This is a genomic window from Streptomyces sp. BL1, assembly GCF_057628045.1.
In genome coordinates, this window is sequence record NZ_JBXYWZ010000002.1 from 7,178,109 (window position 1) to 7,192,977 (window position 14,869).

General features: G+C 68.2%; 13 protein-coding genes. 9 read left to right on the forward strand and 4 right to left on the reverse strand.

The genetic code is table 11. The features are described 5' to 3' along the window. Positions 1–81 precede the first annotated feature (81 nt). Positions 82–1,443, forward strand: a complete 1,362-nt coding sequence (locus tag AC3AGO_RS31570) for an NsdA family TPR-like regulatory protein (protein WP_487823685.1) — start codon at positions 82–84, stop codon at positions 1,441–1,443. A 24-nt stretch (positions 1,444–1,467) separates the two neighbouring features. Next, positions 1,468–2,031: a GNAT family N-acetyltransferase gene (locus AC3AGO_RS31575; protein WP_487823686.1), complete on the forward strand. Its 564-nt coding sequence runs from the start codon at positions 1,468–1,470 to the stop codon at positions 2,029–2,031. Between the two features lie 195 nt (positions 2,032–2,226). Here AC3AGO_RS31575 and AC3AGO_RS31580 read toward each other — a convergent pair whose 3' ends face one another. Continuing rightward, positions 2,227–2,643 (reverse strand): ATP-binding protein, encoded by a 417-nt coding sequence (locus AC3AGO_RS31580; protein WP_487823687.1) that lies wholly within the window; start codon positions 2,641–2,643, stop codon positions 2,227–2,229. Positions 2,644–2,915: 272 nt separating this feature from the next. Between AC3AGO_RS31580 and AC3AGO_RS31585 the strand changes: the two genes are divergently transcribed. The 6 genes from AC3AGO_RS31585 to AC3AGO_RS31610 all read left to right on the forward strand — a co-directional run bounded on the left by AC3AGO_RS31585 (position 2,916) and on the right by AC3AGO_RS31610 (position 10,043). Beyond that, the gene (locus AC3AGO_RS31585) at positions 2,916–3,809 is read left to right on the forward strand and encodes a helix-turn-helix domain-containing protein (protein WP_487823688.1); all 894 of its coding nucleotides are present in this window, start codon (positions 2,916–2,918) and stop codon (positions 3,807–3,809) included. Positions 3,810–3,820: 11 nt separating this feature from the next. Then, entirely contained in the window at positions 3,821–4,018 is a 198-nt protein-coding gene (locus tag AC3AGO_RS31590; protein ID WP_487823689.1) for a DUF397 domain-containing protein, read from the forward strand. 220 nt (positions 4,019–4,238) lie between these two features. Continuing rightward, on the forward strand, positions 4,239–5,630 hold the full coding sequence (locus AC3AGO_RS31595) for a helix-turn-helix domain-containing protein (protein ID WP_487823690.1): 1,392 nt from the start codon (positions 4,239–4,241) through the stop codon (positions 5,628–5,630). A gap of 14 nt (positions 5,631–5,644) precedes the next feature. Continuing rightward, positions 5,645–6,346: a 2'-5' RNA ligase family protein gene (locus AC3AGO_RS31600; protein WP_487823691.1), complete on the forward strand. Its 702-nt coding sequence runs from the start codon at positions 5,645–5,647 to the stop codon at positions 6,344–6,346. A gap of 2,082 nt (positions 6,347–8,428) precedes the next feature. Continuing rightward, the gene (locus tag AC3AGO_RS31605; RefSeq protein ID WP_487824885.1) at positions 8,429–8,716 is read left to right on the forward strand and encodes a helix-turn-helix transcriptional regulator; all 288 of its coding nucleotides are present in this window, start codon (positions 8,429–8,431) and stop codon (positions 8,714–8,716) included. 10 nt (positions 8,717–8,726) lie between these two features. After that, positions 8,727–10,043 (forward strand): tyrosine-type recombinase/integrase, encoded by a 1,317-nt coding sequence (locus AC3AGO_RS31610; protein ID WP_487823692.1) that lies wholly within the window; start codon positions 8,727–8,729, stop codon positions 10,041–10,043. Between the two features lie 10 nt (positions 10,044–10,053). Here the strand turns inward: AC3AGO_RS31610 and AC3AGO_RS31615 are convergent, their stop codons facing one another. After that, the gene (locus tag AC3AGO_RS31615; RefSeq protein WP_487823693.1) at positions 10,054–11,547 is read right to left on the reverse strand and encodes an MFS transporter; all 1,494 of its coding nucleotides are present in this window, start codon (positions 11,545–11,547) and stop codon (positions 10,054–10,056) included. A gap of 590 nt (positions 11,548–12,137) precedes the next feature. Further along, on the reverse strand, positions 12,138–12,959 hold the full coding sequence (locus AC3AGO_RS31620) for a helix-turn-helix transcriptional regulator (protein WP_487823694.1): 822 nt from the start codon (positions 12,957–12,959) through the stop codon (positions 12,138–12,140). A 49-nt stretch (positions 12,960–13,008) separates the two neighbouring features. Between AC3AGO_RS31620 and AC3AGO_RS31625 the strand changes: the two genes are divergently transcribed. Then, positions 13,009–13,440 (forward strand): DUF2000 family protein, encoded by a 432-nt coding sequence (locus tag AC3AGO_RS31625; protein ID WP_487823695.1) that lies wholly within the window; start codon positions 13,009–13,011, stop codon positions 13,438–13,440. Between the two features lie 140 nt (positions 13,441–13,580). Here the strand turns inward: AC3AGO_RS31625 and AC3AGO_RS31630 are convergent, their stop codons facing one another. Further along, complete coding sequence (locus tag AC3AGO_RS31630) at positions 13,581–14,840, reverse strand: arginine deiminase (RefSeq protein WP_487823696.1); 1,260 nt, start codon at positions 14,838–14,840, stop codon at positions 13,581–13,583. Positions 14,841–14,869 lie beyond the last annotated feature (29 nt).

Here is a 14,869-nt window from a genome sequence, read left to right on the forward strand (position 1 = left end):
GGGCGCTCGGAGTGGTGTCGCGACCCGGCTTCCGCGCTCTACGGTCGAAAGCGACGCGCTGACCGCACGGAACGGGGAGCCATGCCGACACTGCTGCGAGTGCTGATCGAACAGAAGGACTGGACGAGCTTCGAGACGTTCAAGGCCCAGTTCGAGCGCTGCGCCACCGAGTTGGCCGAGATCGAGCAGAGCCCGCACCTGCGGGGCATGTCCCTCGGCGAGGCCACCTTCGAGCGGTGGTACCTCGGCAAGGTCACTCCCGTGCCGGACGCTCGCCGGGTACTGGCCTACATGCTGGGCCACCCGATTCACGAACTCCTCGCTACCGCACCGCACATGACACGCGGGGGCGGCGACGAGTCCCAGGCACTCCGTGCAGCGCGCAGCACCATCCTCCGTCCCACCTCCGGGGCCGAGGCGTACGAGATGGGAAGGCAGGTTGCGATGGCGGCAGATCGAGCCCTGCGGTTCGCGGTAGCAGCGGACGGCAACCAGATCGGCCAGGAGACGATGAACCACATCAGCGAGGAGGTGCAGCGCCTCGCGCAGGCGTACCCACGGGTGCCGCTCAGCAGCATCCTCCACGACCTCACCGAGGTTCAGGACCTGACCTTCCGGCTCCTGGAAAGCAACCGGATGAAGCCCGGACAGGCACGCGACCTGCACCTGCTGGCCGCGATGAGCTCCGGCATGCTCGCCAAAGCCGCGCACGATCTGGGCGACCCCAACTCGGCCATGCGCCAAGCCCGCGCCGCCTACGTCTGTGCGAACCAGGCCGACCACCCGGCCATGCGCGCCTGGTTCCGCGGCCTGCAATCGCTCATCGCCTACTGGCACGGCCGGCCCGACGATGCCGCCCACTACGGCGACAACGGCGCGAGCATCGCACCCACCAGTTCCGGCACCATCAGCGTCTGGCTGGCCTGCCTCGAAGCCCGCGCCCACGCCCTGCTCGGCGACACCGAATCGGTGCGCCTGGCCTGCCAGACCGCGAACAACGCCAGCGAATCCCTCGCCACCGACGAACTGGACCGCATCGGCGGAATCTTCACCTTCCCCAACCCCCGGCGCCTGTACTACGTGGCCGAGGCCGAGGTCCTCTCGCCCGAACCCGACCCGGCGCTCGAAGCACATGCCCAGGAAGCCGTGCTCGCCTACCAGAACGCCCAGGTCGCCGAGTGGGCCTTTGGCGATGAGGCCGGCGCGCACACCAACCTCGCCCTCACCCGCATCGCCGCCGGCAGCCTCGACGGCGCCGCCGAAGCAGTACGACCCGTCCTCGACCTCCCGCCCGAGCAGCACAACAACGGCATCATCCTCAGCGCCCAACGCGTCCACCGCGCGCTCGCTAAGAAGGAGGTACGTACCGCCGGGCCCGCCAGGGAACTGCGCGCCGAAATCGAGGTCTTCACCTCCACCCCGGTACGCGCCCTGCCCAGCTAGAGGCTCTGTGTAGAGTCCGCAGGCATGTATCCGGTCCAGCAGACCAGCGAACGGCTGCTCCTGCGGGAACTGACCGTCGAAGACGTGGATGCTGTCCACGCCATCTACGGCAACCCGCAGGTCACCGAGCACCTCAGCTTCGAACCTCGCACCCGGCAGCAGGTCGTAGACATCATCAACGGTGCGACGGCTACTGCGGCAGCCCAGCCCCGCAGCGAATACATGCTCGCTGTATGCCTCATTGGCAGCCACGAGATGATCGGTGTGGCCCGTCTGGCCCTCGATCCACACTCCCAGCAGGCCGCGACGATCGGCTTCGCCCTCCGCTCGGATGTCTGGAGCGTCGGCTACGGCACCGAGACGGTACGGACGCTGCTTACGCTTGGCTTCAATGAGCTTGATTTGCACCGGATCTGGGCCGCCCGAGCCCCTGACAACGATGCGTCGGACAAGACTCTTCGGCGTGCCGGCATGGTTGAAGAGGGACGCATCCGCCACCACGTGTTCGTGTGCGGCTCCTGGCGCGACTCGGTCACGTACGCAGCGATCGAAAGCGAATGGCGCGATGCCAGTGGCGCGTCTCCCTAGATCCGCAACGTTGTTGACGAATGCGGTTGCGTGAGTCGTGACGGCTTCCATTTCAGTTCCTCGAGCAAGGAGTAGTGCACGCCGCGCGGTGAGGCTCTGCACGGCGGGGACAGAACGGCCGCGGTGGGCGGTCCGGTTGCGAGTGGGGTGGGCTTCCGCTCCCAGCGTTGCGGTGGCGTTGCGAGGGCATAGCCATCACGCCCCTGGCCCGGTGAGGCGGAGGGTGGCCCAGGTGGCGGTGCCATCCGGGCTGACTCCCCAGTCCCGTGAGAGAGTGTCGACAATTTCCAGCCCCCGACCGTTCTCGTCGGTATCTCTTGTGGGCCGCTTCCGTGCTGGGGTCGAGCTGCCGTCTGTGACTTCGATGCGCAGCACCTGAAGCTGTGGTTTCACCGTGAGGTTGATGGGCCCCTGCCCGTGCTGAATAGCGTTGGTGACCAGCTCGGAAACCACCAGGAGAGCGCAGTCCAGGAGCGCCCCGAGGTCCCAGGCGTGAAGCTGCGCTGCGGTGATCCGCCGCAGTTCTGGGACGCGCCGGGCGTCCGGGAGGAAGACCACTTCGAACCCGCGCGGTTCGGCCACGGCCGGTGCGACGGCTGTTGTGGGGGTCATGGGTCCCTCCCAAGCGATCGGTGCAGAGAAGCGTTCGGGAACTGCGGCACAGTGCCGCCGCGTGGCACGGCGGATCGGGCCGTTCCTCCGAGGTCAACTGCTGTCTGTGGCGGCAGGTTTGGAAGTATGGGCTCGGATCGGCTCACCATGTAACGCTCACCGGCAACTGTCCGCATGGGCCCGAGCTCACGGCGGGAGACCACCGCGGCACTACGGCTCGCCATGTAACTTGTGGCCGCAACGGCCCGTCCGAAGGGGGCACTTTGAGGGACATGTCAACCGCGCCCGCCGTGGATGAGCTTCCGGGCGGACCGACCACCCGGAAGCGCCAGGTCGGCATCCGACTTCGCGCTCTGCGTGACCGCAGAGGGCTGTCCGCCGAGCAAGCAGGTGAGCTGGCCGGGGTCTCGAAGGCCACGGTGAGCCGCTATGAGCGCGGCAAGGGCACGATCAAGTGGAATGTGGTCGACCAACTCTGCCGAGCGAGCGGGGCATCGGACGTAGAGCGTCAGGGCCTTGTCGCGCTGGCGAAGTCCAGCCAGCACACCGACGGTTGGTGGGTTCCGTATGCAGACCGACTCAGCGATCCGATGTTGCTGCTGTTGGCTTTGGAGTACGAAGCCATGCGTATCAGCCACTTTTCGCTCGGCGTCGTGCCTGGCCTACTCCAGACGCTCGACTATGCCCGCTCGATCGCCCCCACGCCCGAGGGTGCTCTGCCGCAGAGCGAGGTCGAGGACTTCCTCTCTATCCGCATGCAGCGGCCGGCCGAAGTGCTCGACCGGCCCGGGCCGCCGACGTTCCAAGTGGTGCTTGACGAGGCGGTGCTCCGGCGAAGCACCGGCGGGCCGGAGGTGATGGCTGCGCAGCTCGGCCACCTGCTGGAGCGCGGACGTGAACCGAACATCACGATCCAGGTCCTGCCTTTCGACAGGGGCTCGTACAGTGCCGCCCTCAGCACGTTCGTTGTCTATGGCGGGGCTGACCCGGAGCTGGACGTGACCTACCTGGAGAACCAGGCAGGGAGCCTATTCCTCGAAGCGGAGGCCGCCCGGGAGAAGTACCGCAACACCTTCAACTTCCTGCGTCAGGAAGCACTGGACGCCAGGAGCTCGGCGGAGATGATCGCCGACGCACGCAAGAAGCACCTGCAACGTCACACCTAGCGAGGGACACCGTGCAAGACTCCCAGCTCACCTGGGTAAAGAGCAGCTACAGCAACGAGCCGCAGGGGGAGTGCGTGGAATGCGCGCTCACCCCACGCAGCGTGCAGTTGCGCGACTCCAAGGACCCCGAGCGCCCGCACATCACAGCGTCTCGCAGCGCCTGGGGAGCATTCACGAAAGCCCTCAGGGACGGCTGGCAAGGCTCCTGACCAAGCGCCTCTGACGCGAGATGCGCCCCGCTCCGGCACCTGCCTGAGACGCCGGACGTCGTGGAGTCGGCCCGAACCTCCGCGGTGGACTTTCGTGGTGGGGTAAGAAACAAGGCGCCCGGGGCGATATCCAGTCGCCCCTCGCCGTGAAGAATCCGCTCATGATGCGGACAGCAGCGAGGAGGCCCTGTGTCCGCATCAGGCTCCGAAGGGGATGACCATGCCGCAGCGACCAAGGCCCCTGGACGACTCGGCCTCCTGGGAAGCGTGGTTCGGCGTTGAGCTCCGCAACTGGCGTACGACCAGGAGGCTCTCCACCACAGCTCTCGCGGCATTGGTGCACGTCAGCAAGACAACGATCGAGCGCATCGAGAAGGCGGAGCGGCCCTGTGACAGCGTGCTCGCTGCCGCTCTCGATGACGCGCTGGAGGCTGGCGGCGCCCTATGCAGGCTCTGGCGCCGGGTGGAGCGGCATGCGGACCAGACGGCCGCTGATGCGGACAGGCAGCCAACCGCTGTTCCATCTTCCCCTGAGAAGAGCAGGGCCGATCCGTTCCCCCATCGCGCCGCACGCAGCCACGCAGACGTGCTCGGATTCGACGACCCCCTGGATGTCATCGCGCGCGCCGACGCACTGACGCGGAGCGATTCGAACCCCGCGCTACTGGCCATGGCGACCTCATCGATCGACAGCCTCGTGGCTCGGTACGAGGAGGTGGGGCCCCACAGGCTCAGCGGCGAGACACGGTTGCTGCGCCGAACTCTCCATGCGGCGCTCGACGGTCATCAACCGCCCCGCATCCGCACGGAACTCTTCGCCCTGAGCGCTCGCGTTTCAGGGCTGCTTGGGTACATGGCGGTGAATGCCGGAGCGCCCTACCCGCTGGCCGACGCCTACTGCACGGAAGCACAGGCCCTCGCCGGCGAAGCTGGCGACACCGCCCTACAGATGTGGGCCCTCGGGACTCGCTCTCTGGGCCTGTATTACGCAGGGCGCTACGCCGAGGCCGCACAAGCAGCGACTTCGGGTATCGACCTCGCGCCCAAGAACCCCCAAGCGATCCGCCTCCACGTCAATGGCCTCGCCCGGGCCGCTGCCCGCCAACAGGATTCATCGGTCACCGCACGAGCGATCGGCCAGGCCATAGATCTCACTGACAACCAGTCTTCCTTGCCCGGGGGCCTGACTCCCTGCATCAGCTTCGCTCCCTACTCACGGGCCCGCATGCTGGCTAACGCCATCACCGCCCATGTGTCCTTGGGCGACGTCCAGCCCGCTCTGATACGCGCCAGCGAAATCGACGACCTCGTCGAACATTCGCAGTCCAACTGGAGCCGCGCCCTGGTACGTCTCGACGTCGCAACTGTTCTCCTCTGTCAGCAGCCGCCCGACATCGAGCGAGCCATGGCACTCGGTCGCAGCGCGCTGCGTGCCGGCAGTGGCGCCCCGATCCGCTCGGTGTGGCAGCGGGCGAAGGAACTGAACGCCCTGGCGGCTGGCTGGTCTCGGGTGCCTGCCGTGAGGGAGTATGCCGACGAACTACGGGCGTGGCAGTCGCAGCCGCAGGCCAAGCCGCTCGTCGACGGCTCACGCCCGCGAACCGCGCCGTAATGGATTGGAGCCCAGTGGCCCCCGAGCTCGCCGTAGTTCCCGGATCATTCCCTGCCGCACCGCCCACCGACCTCGATTCCCCCGAGGCCATCGTCGAGCACGACTGGCAGGCGTTCGCCGCCGTCGACCGGATGACGGATCACTGGGACCGTCCGGGCTGGTATCCGGGCCGGCGCGCCTACTATTGGATGCTCACCTTTGCCGACGCTCCTGAGCTCCATGCCCTGGTGAATCGCTGCCACAAAGAGCTGGATCATCTCGGCCTCGACTTGGTCCCCGTCGACGGGCTGCACGTCACCCTGACACGGATCACGGACAGGCCGCACACATCACCGCAGGCCATCGAAGACCTCGCCCACCGCGCCCGCGGTCTCATCCCCGACACGATTCACGTACAGGCTCACCCCCTGGCCGGCTCCCGGGGGGCGCTCCGCCTCAGCCTCACGCCGTGGACCCCGCTCATCGAGCTCCACGCGACCCTCACCAACCTCACCACCGAGGCCGGCTTCACGGGCAGCAAACCGACCGCGGGCTTCCGCCCCCACCTCGGCATTGCCTACAACAACCACGACCGCCCAGCAGCCCCCCTCATCGACGCGGCAAGGGCGCTGCGCTCGCTACCACCCGTACCTCTCGACATCACCAGTGTCGATCTCGTCGAACTCCGTCGCGAAAGACGGTCATACCGCTGGACGCTGGTCCGCTCGATCCGGTGATAGATAACCACGTATCCCTTCGGGCAGTTGCCCAGGACCAGAATGCGCATGCACGAACCTGCCTGCTCGGGCAGCTGAGTTGCCAGGCTGGTCTGCAGGTGGGAGTCCTGGTGGCACAGTTACACGAAGGCTCACTCGAGATGTACAGCAAGCATGTTGACGGTGGTGCGTATCCTGCGCCGGTGGAGTACACCGATACTCGGTTCGACCGGTTGGTGGAAATGTCCGAATCCCTGATTGTTGTTCAGAAGAGGGTTCTCGTCCGGTAAACGCCGAGGTCAGCAACTGCTCCCCGCGCACGCGGGGATGGACCCCCGCCCAAGCACATCGCGGAGAAGCTGGAAAACTGCTCCCCGCGCACGCGGGGATGGACCTGACAAACTTGCTCATGGATGTCCCTCCAGATCCTGCTCCCCGCGCACGCGGGGATGGACCCAACGAGGATCTGTGGGACCAGCTCACGAGCATCTGCTCCCCGCGCACGCGGGGATGGACCCTGGACATCGACGAAGTCGCCGCCGCCCTCGGCCTGCTCCCCGCGCACGCGGGGATGGACCTCAGGAATCAGGAAAGCACCGGAAGATCCGGGACTGCTCCCCGCGCACGTGGGGATGGCCCCGTCGCCGGGGTCGACGGCGAGGGCGGCCGTATCTGCTCCCCGCGCACGCGGGGATGGACCCTCCAGCCCGAGCGCGGCATGTGCACTCAGCGCGCTGCCGAACTACTCCCCGCGCACGCGGGGTTGGACCCTCCTGGGTGTGCCGGTCGTCGCTGTAGGGGTGCTGCTCCCCGCGCACGCGGGGATGGACCCGCTCCTTCCGAGGGCGAACCTCTCGCCCCGTTCTGCTCCCCGCGCACGTGGGGATGGACCCTGGGCATGGCTGACCGCGTTGTCCGGCTCGGCCTGCTCCCCGCGCACGCGGGGATGGGCCCAGGAGTCGGGCCTGCGGGTCGGCGTTGATCTCCTGCTCCCCGCGCACGCGGGGATGGACCCGCACCGGACACCTGATCCCCGCCGCCGCCACGCTGCTCCCCGCGCACGCGGGCATGGACCCAGGTCCTGCATCTGCTGCGCGGAGACCTGGTCCTGCTCCCCGCCCACGCGGGGGTGGCCCCCAGTCGTCGGCGGTCGATTCGCCGGCGGCCGGCTGCTCCTCTCGCATGCGGGGATGGACCCAAGCTTGATTGGGTCGACGAGTTCCTGATCGACGTCCGTCGTTCTCCCCCTGGTTGATATTGAGAGCCGCCTGATTTTGCCCTCTCGTCGCCAGCCGGGACTTGTGTAATACGGGCTGCCGCTGGCGAGTTGTGCTGCTCTGCAACCGGTTCCGGGGCACGGGCCCCTGCAGGGACAGAGAGTAGTGCGAGTGTGGATGAGGGCGTGTCGACGACGGTGTCCCCAGGGGCCGTGTGTGGTCGCCGTTTCAAATCGGATTCGCCCACGGCAGACAGGGTCGAGCCTAAACGGACTGGAAACCTCCGTTGAGGCGATGTCAACGTACAACCTCCTTTAGAACACCAGGCCAGATTCGGGGAGTTGACGGCTGCGGGGCCGCATAAGTTCCGAATTAGGCGGTCCGTTGGCCTGGGACATGCGTGGGAGGTCAGCTTGTTTGCTTTCGTAGTTCGATCCAACTGCTGTACTTCGTCCGCCGGTGCTGGGGTCTGTGTACCGAAACTCTGGCCCAGGCCGGTCGGGAGTTGCGGTGCCTCTGGTTGTTGCGATCCTGGCCGACTCTTACAAGGCGACTTCCTGAGTGCGGGGTCGTCCGCGGCCCGCAGACGTTGAGCGGGGCGCGCAACATAGCCGACGATGGCCGGTTAGCCGAACCGGCCATCGTGGTGACGATTGAACTGTTCGCGTCCGGCTGTACTTGGCGGTGGAGCCGGGGCGGACGCAGACAGCTTCGTTCGGTTACGAGGAGGCGCGGTTCAGGTCTGCCCACGACGGCGTGCTGTGGGCGGCTCCCGGCAGACGGTTGTCAGGCCGCACTGCGCTAGGTGTTGGCGCGGGCGGACGTTCTGTGCTCCTCGTGCTCGTTCCCCGTCGAGCAGAAAGCCTCTATGTCCTCACAGTCTTGGATGCCCCCTGCTGGCGTCCCACAAGACGCTGCCCCAGCCTCGTTTCTCAGAGTGAAGGAGGCCGCCCAATATCTCGGGCTGTCCCCGCACACGCTCTATGTCTGGCGACACCGGCGCCAGGGGCCGCCGAGCTTCCGTATGGGGCGTGGTGGACGCGTCGTGTACCGCCGGGAAGTCCTCGATGCCTGGATCCGTGACCAAGAGCTGGCGGACTCTCGCTCCAACGCGGCTTTGAGTCCGCTGAACGCTGTCCCTCAGCGACGGCTCAGCCGCGCGCGCAACGCCTGACGTTCTATGCGTGGCGGAGATTTGTTTTACTGCCGATAAGGAGGCACAGCTGTCCGGCTACATTGAAGATCGTTGGGTCAAGAAGAAGAAGGACCCGATGACCGGGAGACGGGAACGAACTTCCCGTTATGGGAAGGGGAAGCGGTATAAGGTCGCCGGCATCCCGGGCGTCCGGGACCGTTCCTTCGACGCCTTGGAGGACGCCAAGGCGTGGCTTCGTCGCTCAGCCACAGAAGAGGAACGCGGGGAGTTTGTGGATCCCCGCGACGGATCGATCAGCCTCGCAGAGTACATAGAGAAGTACTTGAACGTGGGAACTAAGGGGGCGCCGGGGACCAGGAAGAGACAGGAGCAGCGGGTTCGGCTCCACATCCTGCCGCATCTGGGGCATTTGACGGTCCGTCAAATCACGCCTGCGGAACTGCGCCGCTATATCGTGAAGTTGGAATCGAAGGTTTCCTCTGTCGATTACCGGCGTAGCATATTGGCTGAGCTTTCCGGGATCCTGGAGACGGCTGTCGACGACCGGCGTCTTCCAAGGAACCCGATGCGATCGAAGTCGGTTCGATGGCCGAAGGCGTCCAAGGCGAGGAGCGAGGCGTGGCCGCTGGAGACGGCGCTTCGCGTCCGTGACGTGATCGCCGAGCGGTATCGCATAGCGGTGGTGCTCGGCCTGGGGTGCGGCCTGCGCCAGGGCGAGGTGTTCGGCCTCTCGCCGGAGGATATCGACTGGGAGCGCGGTGTCCTGCACGTCCGGAGACAGGTGCAGGCCCTGAGGGGGAAGTTGTACTACACCCTGCCAAAGAGTGGAAAACCGCGTGTGGTTGACATGCCTGCCTCGGTAGCTGCAGAGCTGAAGCAGCACATCGGGCGCTACCCGCCCGTCGAGGTCGAGCTCCCGTGGGGCGAACCTGGCCGGGACGTGCCGCGCAAGAAGGTCCTCCTCTTGGCCACGACTCGACTTGGCAACGCCATTGCCGCGAACTCGTGGAACACCTATACGTGGAAGCCGGCGCTGGCGAAGGCTGGCGTCATTCCGCCCCTCCCCGAAGGAGCGAAGCGTTGGCAGTGGGCGGCGGCGCGGCGTGACGGTTTCCACGCACTTCGGCACACTTACGCATCGGTCATGTTGGAGGCCGGGGAGTCCGTGGTCACGCTAGCTCGCTGGTTGGGGCACTCGTCGCCGACCATCACGCTCGATCATTACGCGCACTTCATGCCGGAGGCCGGTGACAAGGGGCGCCGTGCCATCGACGTGCTGTTCGACGGGGCGGAGGAGGGGGCGGGGAACGGCGACTCAAACTCCCCAGATTCTCCCCAGGGGTGATCGGGGTGCCTCAAGAGGGGGCCTGGCTCCCGGTGGTCTGTCCCGCCGCGTCGGGTTGCGCGGCCTCGGATCGGGCTGTGTCGAATCGGGTGTTGGCTGAGCGTGCTGTGCCGGCGGAGCGGGGCGTACGGGCCAGGGCCCAGCCCGTCAGGGCCGCGATCACCCAGACCACGCAGCCGCACAGTGCGGCCAGTTGGTAGCCGCTGTCGGCGGGCAGGCCCTGCGCGTCGGTGTCGGCGGCGAGGACGGTCGCGCTGAACGCACTGCCCATGGAGTAACCGATGTACTTCACCACCTGGTTGAAGCTCATCGCGCTGCCGGTCTCGTGCGCCGGGACCGCGCTCACGATCAGCGCGGGCATCACCGACATGGTGACGCCCGCGCCCAGACCGATGAGACCCATGGTCACGAACATTTCCCACAGGCTGTCCCGCGTGAGCGCGAACAGCGCGGTGGCGGCGAGGGACACCACGCAGCCCGCGGCCAGCATCAAGGAGAGCGGCACCGTACGGGAGGTCATCCGCACCACCCGGCCGGAGATCATGCTGCATATGGAGAAGGGCACCAGGACGAGACCGGCGACCACGACCGAGACGCCGAACCCGTACCCGGCGGACTCCGGCGTCTGCACGTACTGCGTGACCAGCGGCAGCATCAGATACATCGCCACACCGGACAGCAGCGCGGTCAGATCCGCGGCGAGCACCTTGCGGTCCCGGACGAGGCGCACGTCGACCAGTGGGTGCGGCGTGCGCAGTTCGTGCGCCACCCACCAGACGAGCAGCAGCACGGACACCGCGATCAGCGCCAGCAGGCGCGGCGAACTCCAGCCCCAGTGCGCTCCCATGGTGGACGCGAGCAGCAACCCGGCCATACCGGCGGCGAGAAGCAGCGCCCCGAGGACGTCCAGCGGATGCTTGGGGCGCTGCGGCGACGGGGGCAGGGCGACGGACAGGGCCGCGAGCGCCAGGGCCGAGGCGATCGCGGCGAACCAGAACCCCGAGTGCAGGCCCAAGTATTGGGCGAGTACCCCGGTGACCGGATAGCCCAGACCGATACCGGCGGCCGAGGTGAGGGAGAGGGTGGCCACCGCGTGCCGGGCGCGTTCGGGCGGCAGCGCGTCGCGTGCGGTCGCCATGGTCAGCGGGGTCAGCCCGAGGCCGACACCCTGCATCGCCCGGCCCACGAGCAGCCCCGCGAACCCGGTGGGCAGCGCGGCCAGCAGGCTGCCGACGAGTACGACCGCCAGCCCGCCGAGGATCACCCGCCGCCGGTGCGGTCCGTCGCCGAGCCGGCCCATCAGCGGTGTGGACACCGCGCCCATCAGCATGGTCACGGTCAGCGACCACTGGGCGACGCCCGTCGAGACGTGATCGACCCGCGCGATGGTCGGGATCAGCGGCGCGCCGAGGCTGCTGATGATCGCCACCAGCATCCCCACCGACAACAGCACCGGCACCAGCGCCCGTTCCTTCCGCGCCGGTGTCGTCCACTCATTCCCCACGGGGAGCCTCCCGCCCTGTGCGCCAGTGTCATCAACCGATGTCATCGTACGATGACATCGCGGGGACGCGATGGCGAGGGCCCTGTGACATCCGCCGCGCGGCGGTAGCGGCGGGCGCGTAGGTGTGGGCGCCCGGTCCCGGCGTCGTGGCGCGGGGCGCTTGGCTGCGGCGGCCTGCGCGTGAGCGGCTCTCATTCCGCCGCAGCGGAAGGCGCGTTCGGCGGGACGGGTCGGCGGTGACCGGTCGAGCCGCGCTGAAACCGCCGGTCAGACCTGCGGGGCGACTCGCCGCTGCGGCGGAGAAGGGTGCGGCGCCCGGCCGCGCTCGGCCGGTGTGGCGGGCGCGTCGTGTGGATGCGTGGTCCCGGCGTCGCGGTGCGGGGTGCCGGGTCGTGGCAGCCGGTGCGTGAGCGGTCCTCATTCCGCCGTGGCGGCCCGGTGCGTGAGCGGCTCTCATTTCGCCGCGGCGGGACGCGCGTGCAGTGGGGTGGGGCGGCGGTGACCGCCCCGGCCGCGCCGACAATCGCCGGTCAGGCCCGCGCGGGGTGACTTGCCGCTGCGGTCGTAGAGAGCGCGGTGCCCAGCCCGCGTTACGTGGCGGCCGGTGTTGGGCGGGTGTAGCGGCCGGGGGTTACTCCGGTGACGCGTTTGAAGTGGCGGTTCAGGTGTGACTGGTCGTAGAAGCCGGCCGCGGGTGCCACCTCGGCGGGAGGCCGGCCGTCCAGGAGGAGCCGGCGGGCGTGGTCGACCCGGCGGGCCGTCACGTACTGGTGCGGGGCGATGCCGAACGCGGCGGTGAACGCCCGTACCAGGTGCGTGGGATGGGCGTGCACCAGACCCGCGGCCTCGTCGAGGCTCACGCCGCTCAGCAGCCGTGCGTCGAGGATGTCGCGCAGGCTGTGCGCCACGCTGTGACCCGCCTCCGGTACGGGCACGACGAGCCGCTCCCGCAGATGCCCGCGCAGCCGTTCGCTGATCAGCGCGAGACGGCTCTCGGCCTCCAGCTCGTCGCCAGGGCGCGACAGCGCCGAGTGCAGCTGGCCGATGCGCTCGCGCAGCAGCGGGTCCGCCATGTCGGGGCCGTCCACGGCCGCGCCGATGAAGCTCTCGTCGAGCTGGGTCAGATCCAGGTAGACGACGCGCTTGCGGAAGCCCTGCGCGGTGGCGGACGAACCGTTGTGCGGGACCTGCGGCGGCAGCAGGGTCACCGTGTCGTGCGGGGTGCCGTGCTCGCGGCGGTTCAGGTCGTAGCGCACCGCGCCGTCGTCCACGATGAGCAGGGTCCACACGTCGTGCACGTGCATCGGGTAGGCGTGCCCGGTGAAGTGGGCGTGGAAGACCTCCGCGACGCCCGGGATCCGGGGACGCCACGCGGAAACCTCCTGACCAGCCACGTCCTGACCTGCCACCATGCAAAGAACGTACAAGAAACCGCCGTGCGGCGGCGGGCAGTCTCGGAGTATGACAACCGAGAACACGCCCGTACGCTTCGACACCAAGATCGCCGTCCTGCTGCGCGAGGACCTGGAGCAGTGGCAGCGGCTCAACGTGACCGCGTTCCTGGTCAGCGGCCTGGGCTCGGAGATCCCCGAAGTGATCGGCGAACCGTACGAGGACGCGGACGGCACGCCGTACCTGCCGATGTTCCGCCAGCCCGTCCTCGTCTTCGAGGGGACGAAGGAGACGCTGACCGCAGCCCACGGCAAGGCCCTCTCCCGCGCCCTGCCCCGCGCGGTCTTCACCTCCGACCTCTTCGCCACCGGCCACGACGGCGCCAACCGCGCGGCGGTACGGGCCGTGCCGGGCGACCAGTTGGACGTGGTCGGCCTCGCCGTCTACGGCCCCCGCAACGCGGTGGACAGGACCATCAAGGGCGCCCGCATGCACCCGTGACCTGGCGGTCAGCCGGCCGTCGCGGGGGTGAGCCGGGAGCGTCGCCGTACGTCGCCCTGCCTGGGGCGGGCGGGGTGCGGCGGCTGCGGTTCGCATGGGGTTTGCGCAGTTCCCCGCGCCCCTTTCAGAGCGTGGGTTGCTCAGAAGGTGACCGGTTCGCGGATGAGGGGGCAGGTCATGCAGTGGCCGCCGCCTCGGCCGCGGCCCAGTTCGCCGCCGACGATGGGGATGACTTCGACGGCCGCCTCGCGCAGAAGCGCGTTCGTCTGGGTGTTGCGGTCGTAGGTGAAGACGACGCCCGGTTCGACGGCGACCGCGTTGTTGCCGCTGTCCCACTGCTGGCGTTCGGAGGCGTAGACGTCGCCGCCGATGCCGACCACGCGCAGGGCGGGCAGCCCGAGTCCCTCGGCGACCACGTCCACGAAGGGGCGCGAGCCCTCGTCGACGATGTCCAGGCCGGGCGCCTTGTCGGCCGGGTACAGGGAGAACGTGTGCACCGCGTCCATGATCTTCGGGTAGAGCGTGACGAGGTCGCGGTCGGCGAAGGTGAAGACGGTGTCGAGGTGCATGGCGGAGCGCAGCTTCGGCATCCCGGCGACGATGACCCGCTCGGCGGCCCCCTGTTGGAACAGGGACGCGGCGACCTGCGTGACGGCCTGCCGGGAGGTGCGCTCGCTCATGCCCATGAGGACGACGCCGTTGCCGACGGGCATGATGTCGCCGCCCTCGAACGTGGCCTGCCCCCAGTCCTCTTCGGGATCGCCCCACCACACCGTCGCGCCCTTGAAGTCGGGATGGAACGCGTAGATCGCCTTCATGAGCAGCGTCTCGTCGTGCCGCGCCGGCCAGTACAGCGGGTTGAGCGTCACGCCGCCGTACAGCCAGCACGTGGTGTCCCGCGTGTAGAGGGTGTTGGGAAGCGGCGGCATCAAGTACTCGCGCACGCCTGTCGATTCACGGGCGAGCGCCGTGTATCCGGAGCGGAAGTCGTCGGGCAGGTCGGCGGTGGCGAGGCCGCCGATGAGGTACGCGGCGAGCTGCCGCGGTGCGAGCGTCTCCAGGAAGGAACGGGTGCCGTCGATCAGCCCGAGGCCGACCTGGTTGGCGGTGATCTTCCGGTCCAGGAGCCAGCTCTTCGCCTCCGGGATCCCCATGGTCTGGGCGAGCAGATCGTGCAGCTCGACCACGTCGACGCCGCGCTCCCGCAGTTTCCCGACGAAGTCGGCGTGGTCGCGCTGGGCGCTCTCCACCCACATGACGTCGTCGAAGAGGAGACCGTCGGCGTTGGTCGGGGTGAGCCTGCGGTGGGCGAGGCCCGGCGAGCAGACGAGGACCTTGTGCAGCTTGCCGACCTCGGAATGGACTCCGTACGAGGGCTGGGTGGTGTTGGCGGCGGACAAGGCGACCTCCCGAAGGGTGCGCGAGGGAT

Bases quoted from the DNA above. Each gene is read 5' to 3' on its own strand.
- AC3AGO_RS31570 (WP_487823685.1), top strand. From the start codon at position 82: ATGCCGACACTGCTGCGAGTGCTGATCGAACAGAAGGACTGGACGAGC.
- AC3AGO_RS31575 (WP_487823686.1), top strand. From the start codon at position 1,468: ATGTATCCGGTCCAGCAGACCAGCGAACGGCTGCTCCTGCGGGAACTG.
- AC3AGO_RS31580 (WP_487823687.1), bottom strand. From the start codon at position 2,643: ATGACCCCCACAACAGCCGTCGCACCGGCCGTGGCCGAACCGCGCGGG.
- AC3AGO_RS31585 (WP_487823688.1), top strand. From the start codon at position 2,916: ATGTCAACCGCGCCCGCCGTGGATGAGCTTCCGGGCGGACCGACCACC.
- AC3AGO_RS31595 (WP_487823690.1), top strand. From the start codon at position 4,239: ATGCCGCAGCGACCAAGGCCCCTGGACGACTCGGCCTCCTGGGAAGCG.
- AC3AGO_RS31605 (WP_487824885.1), top strand. From the start codon at position 8,429: ATGCCCCCTGCTGGCGTCCCACAAGACGCTGCCCCAGCCTCGTTTCTC.
- AC3AGO_RS31620 (WP_487823694.1), bottom strand. From the start codon at position 12,959: ATGGTGGCAGGTCAGGACGTGGCTGGTCAGGAGGTTTCCGCGTGGCGT.
- AC3AGO_RS31625 (WP_487823695.1), top strand. From the start codon at position 13,009: ATGACAACCGAGAACACGCCCGTACGCTTCGACACCAAGATCGCCGTC.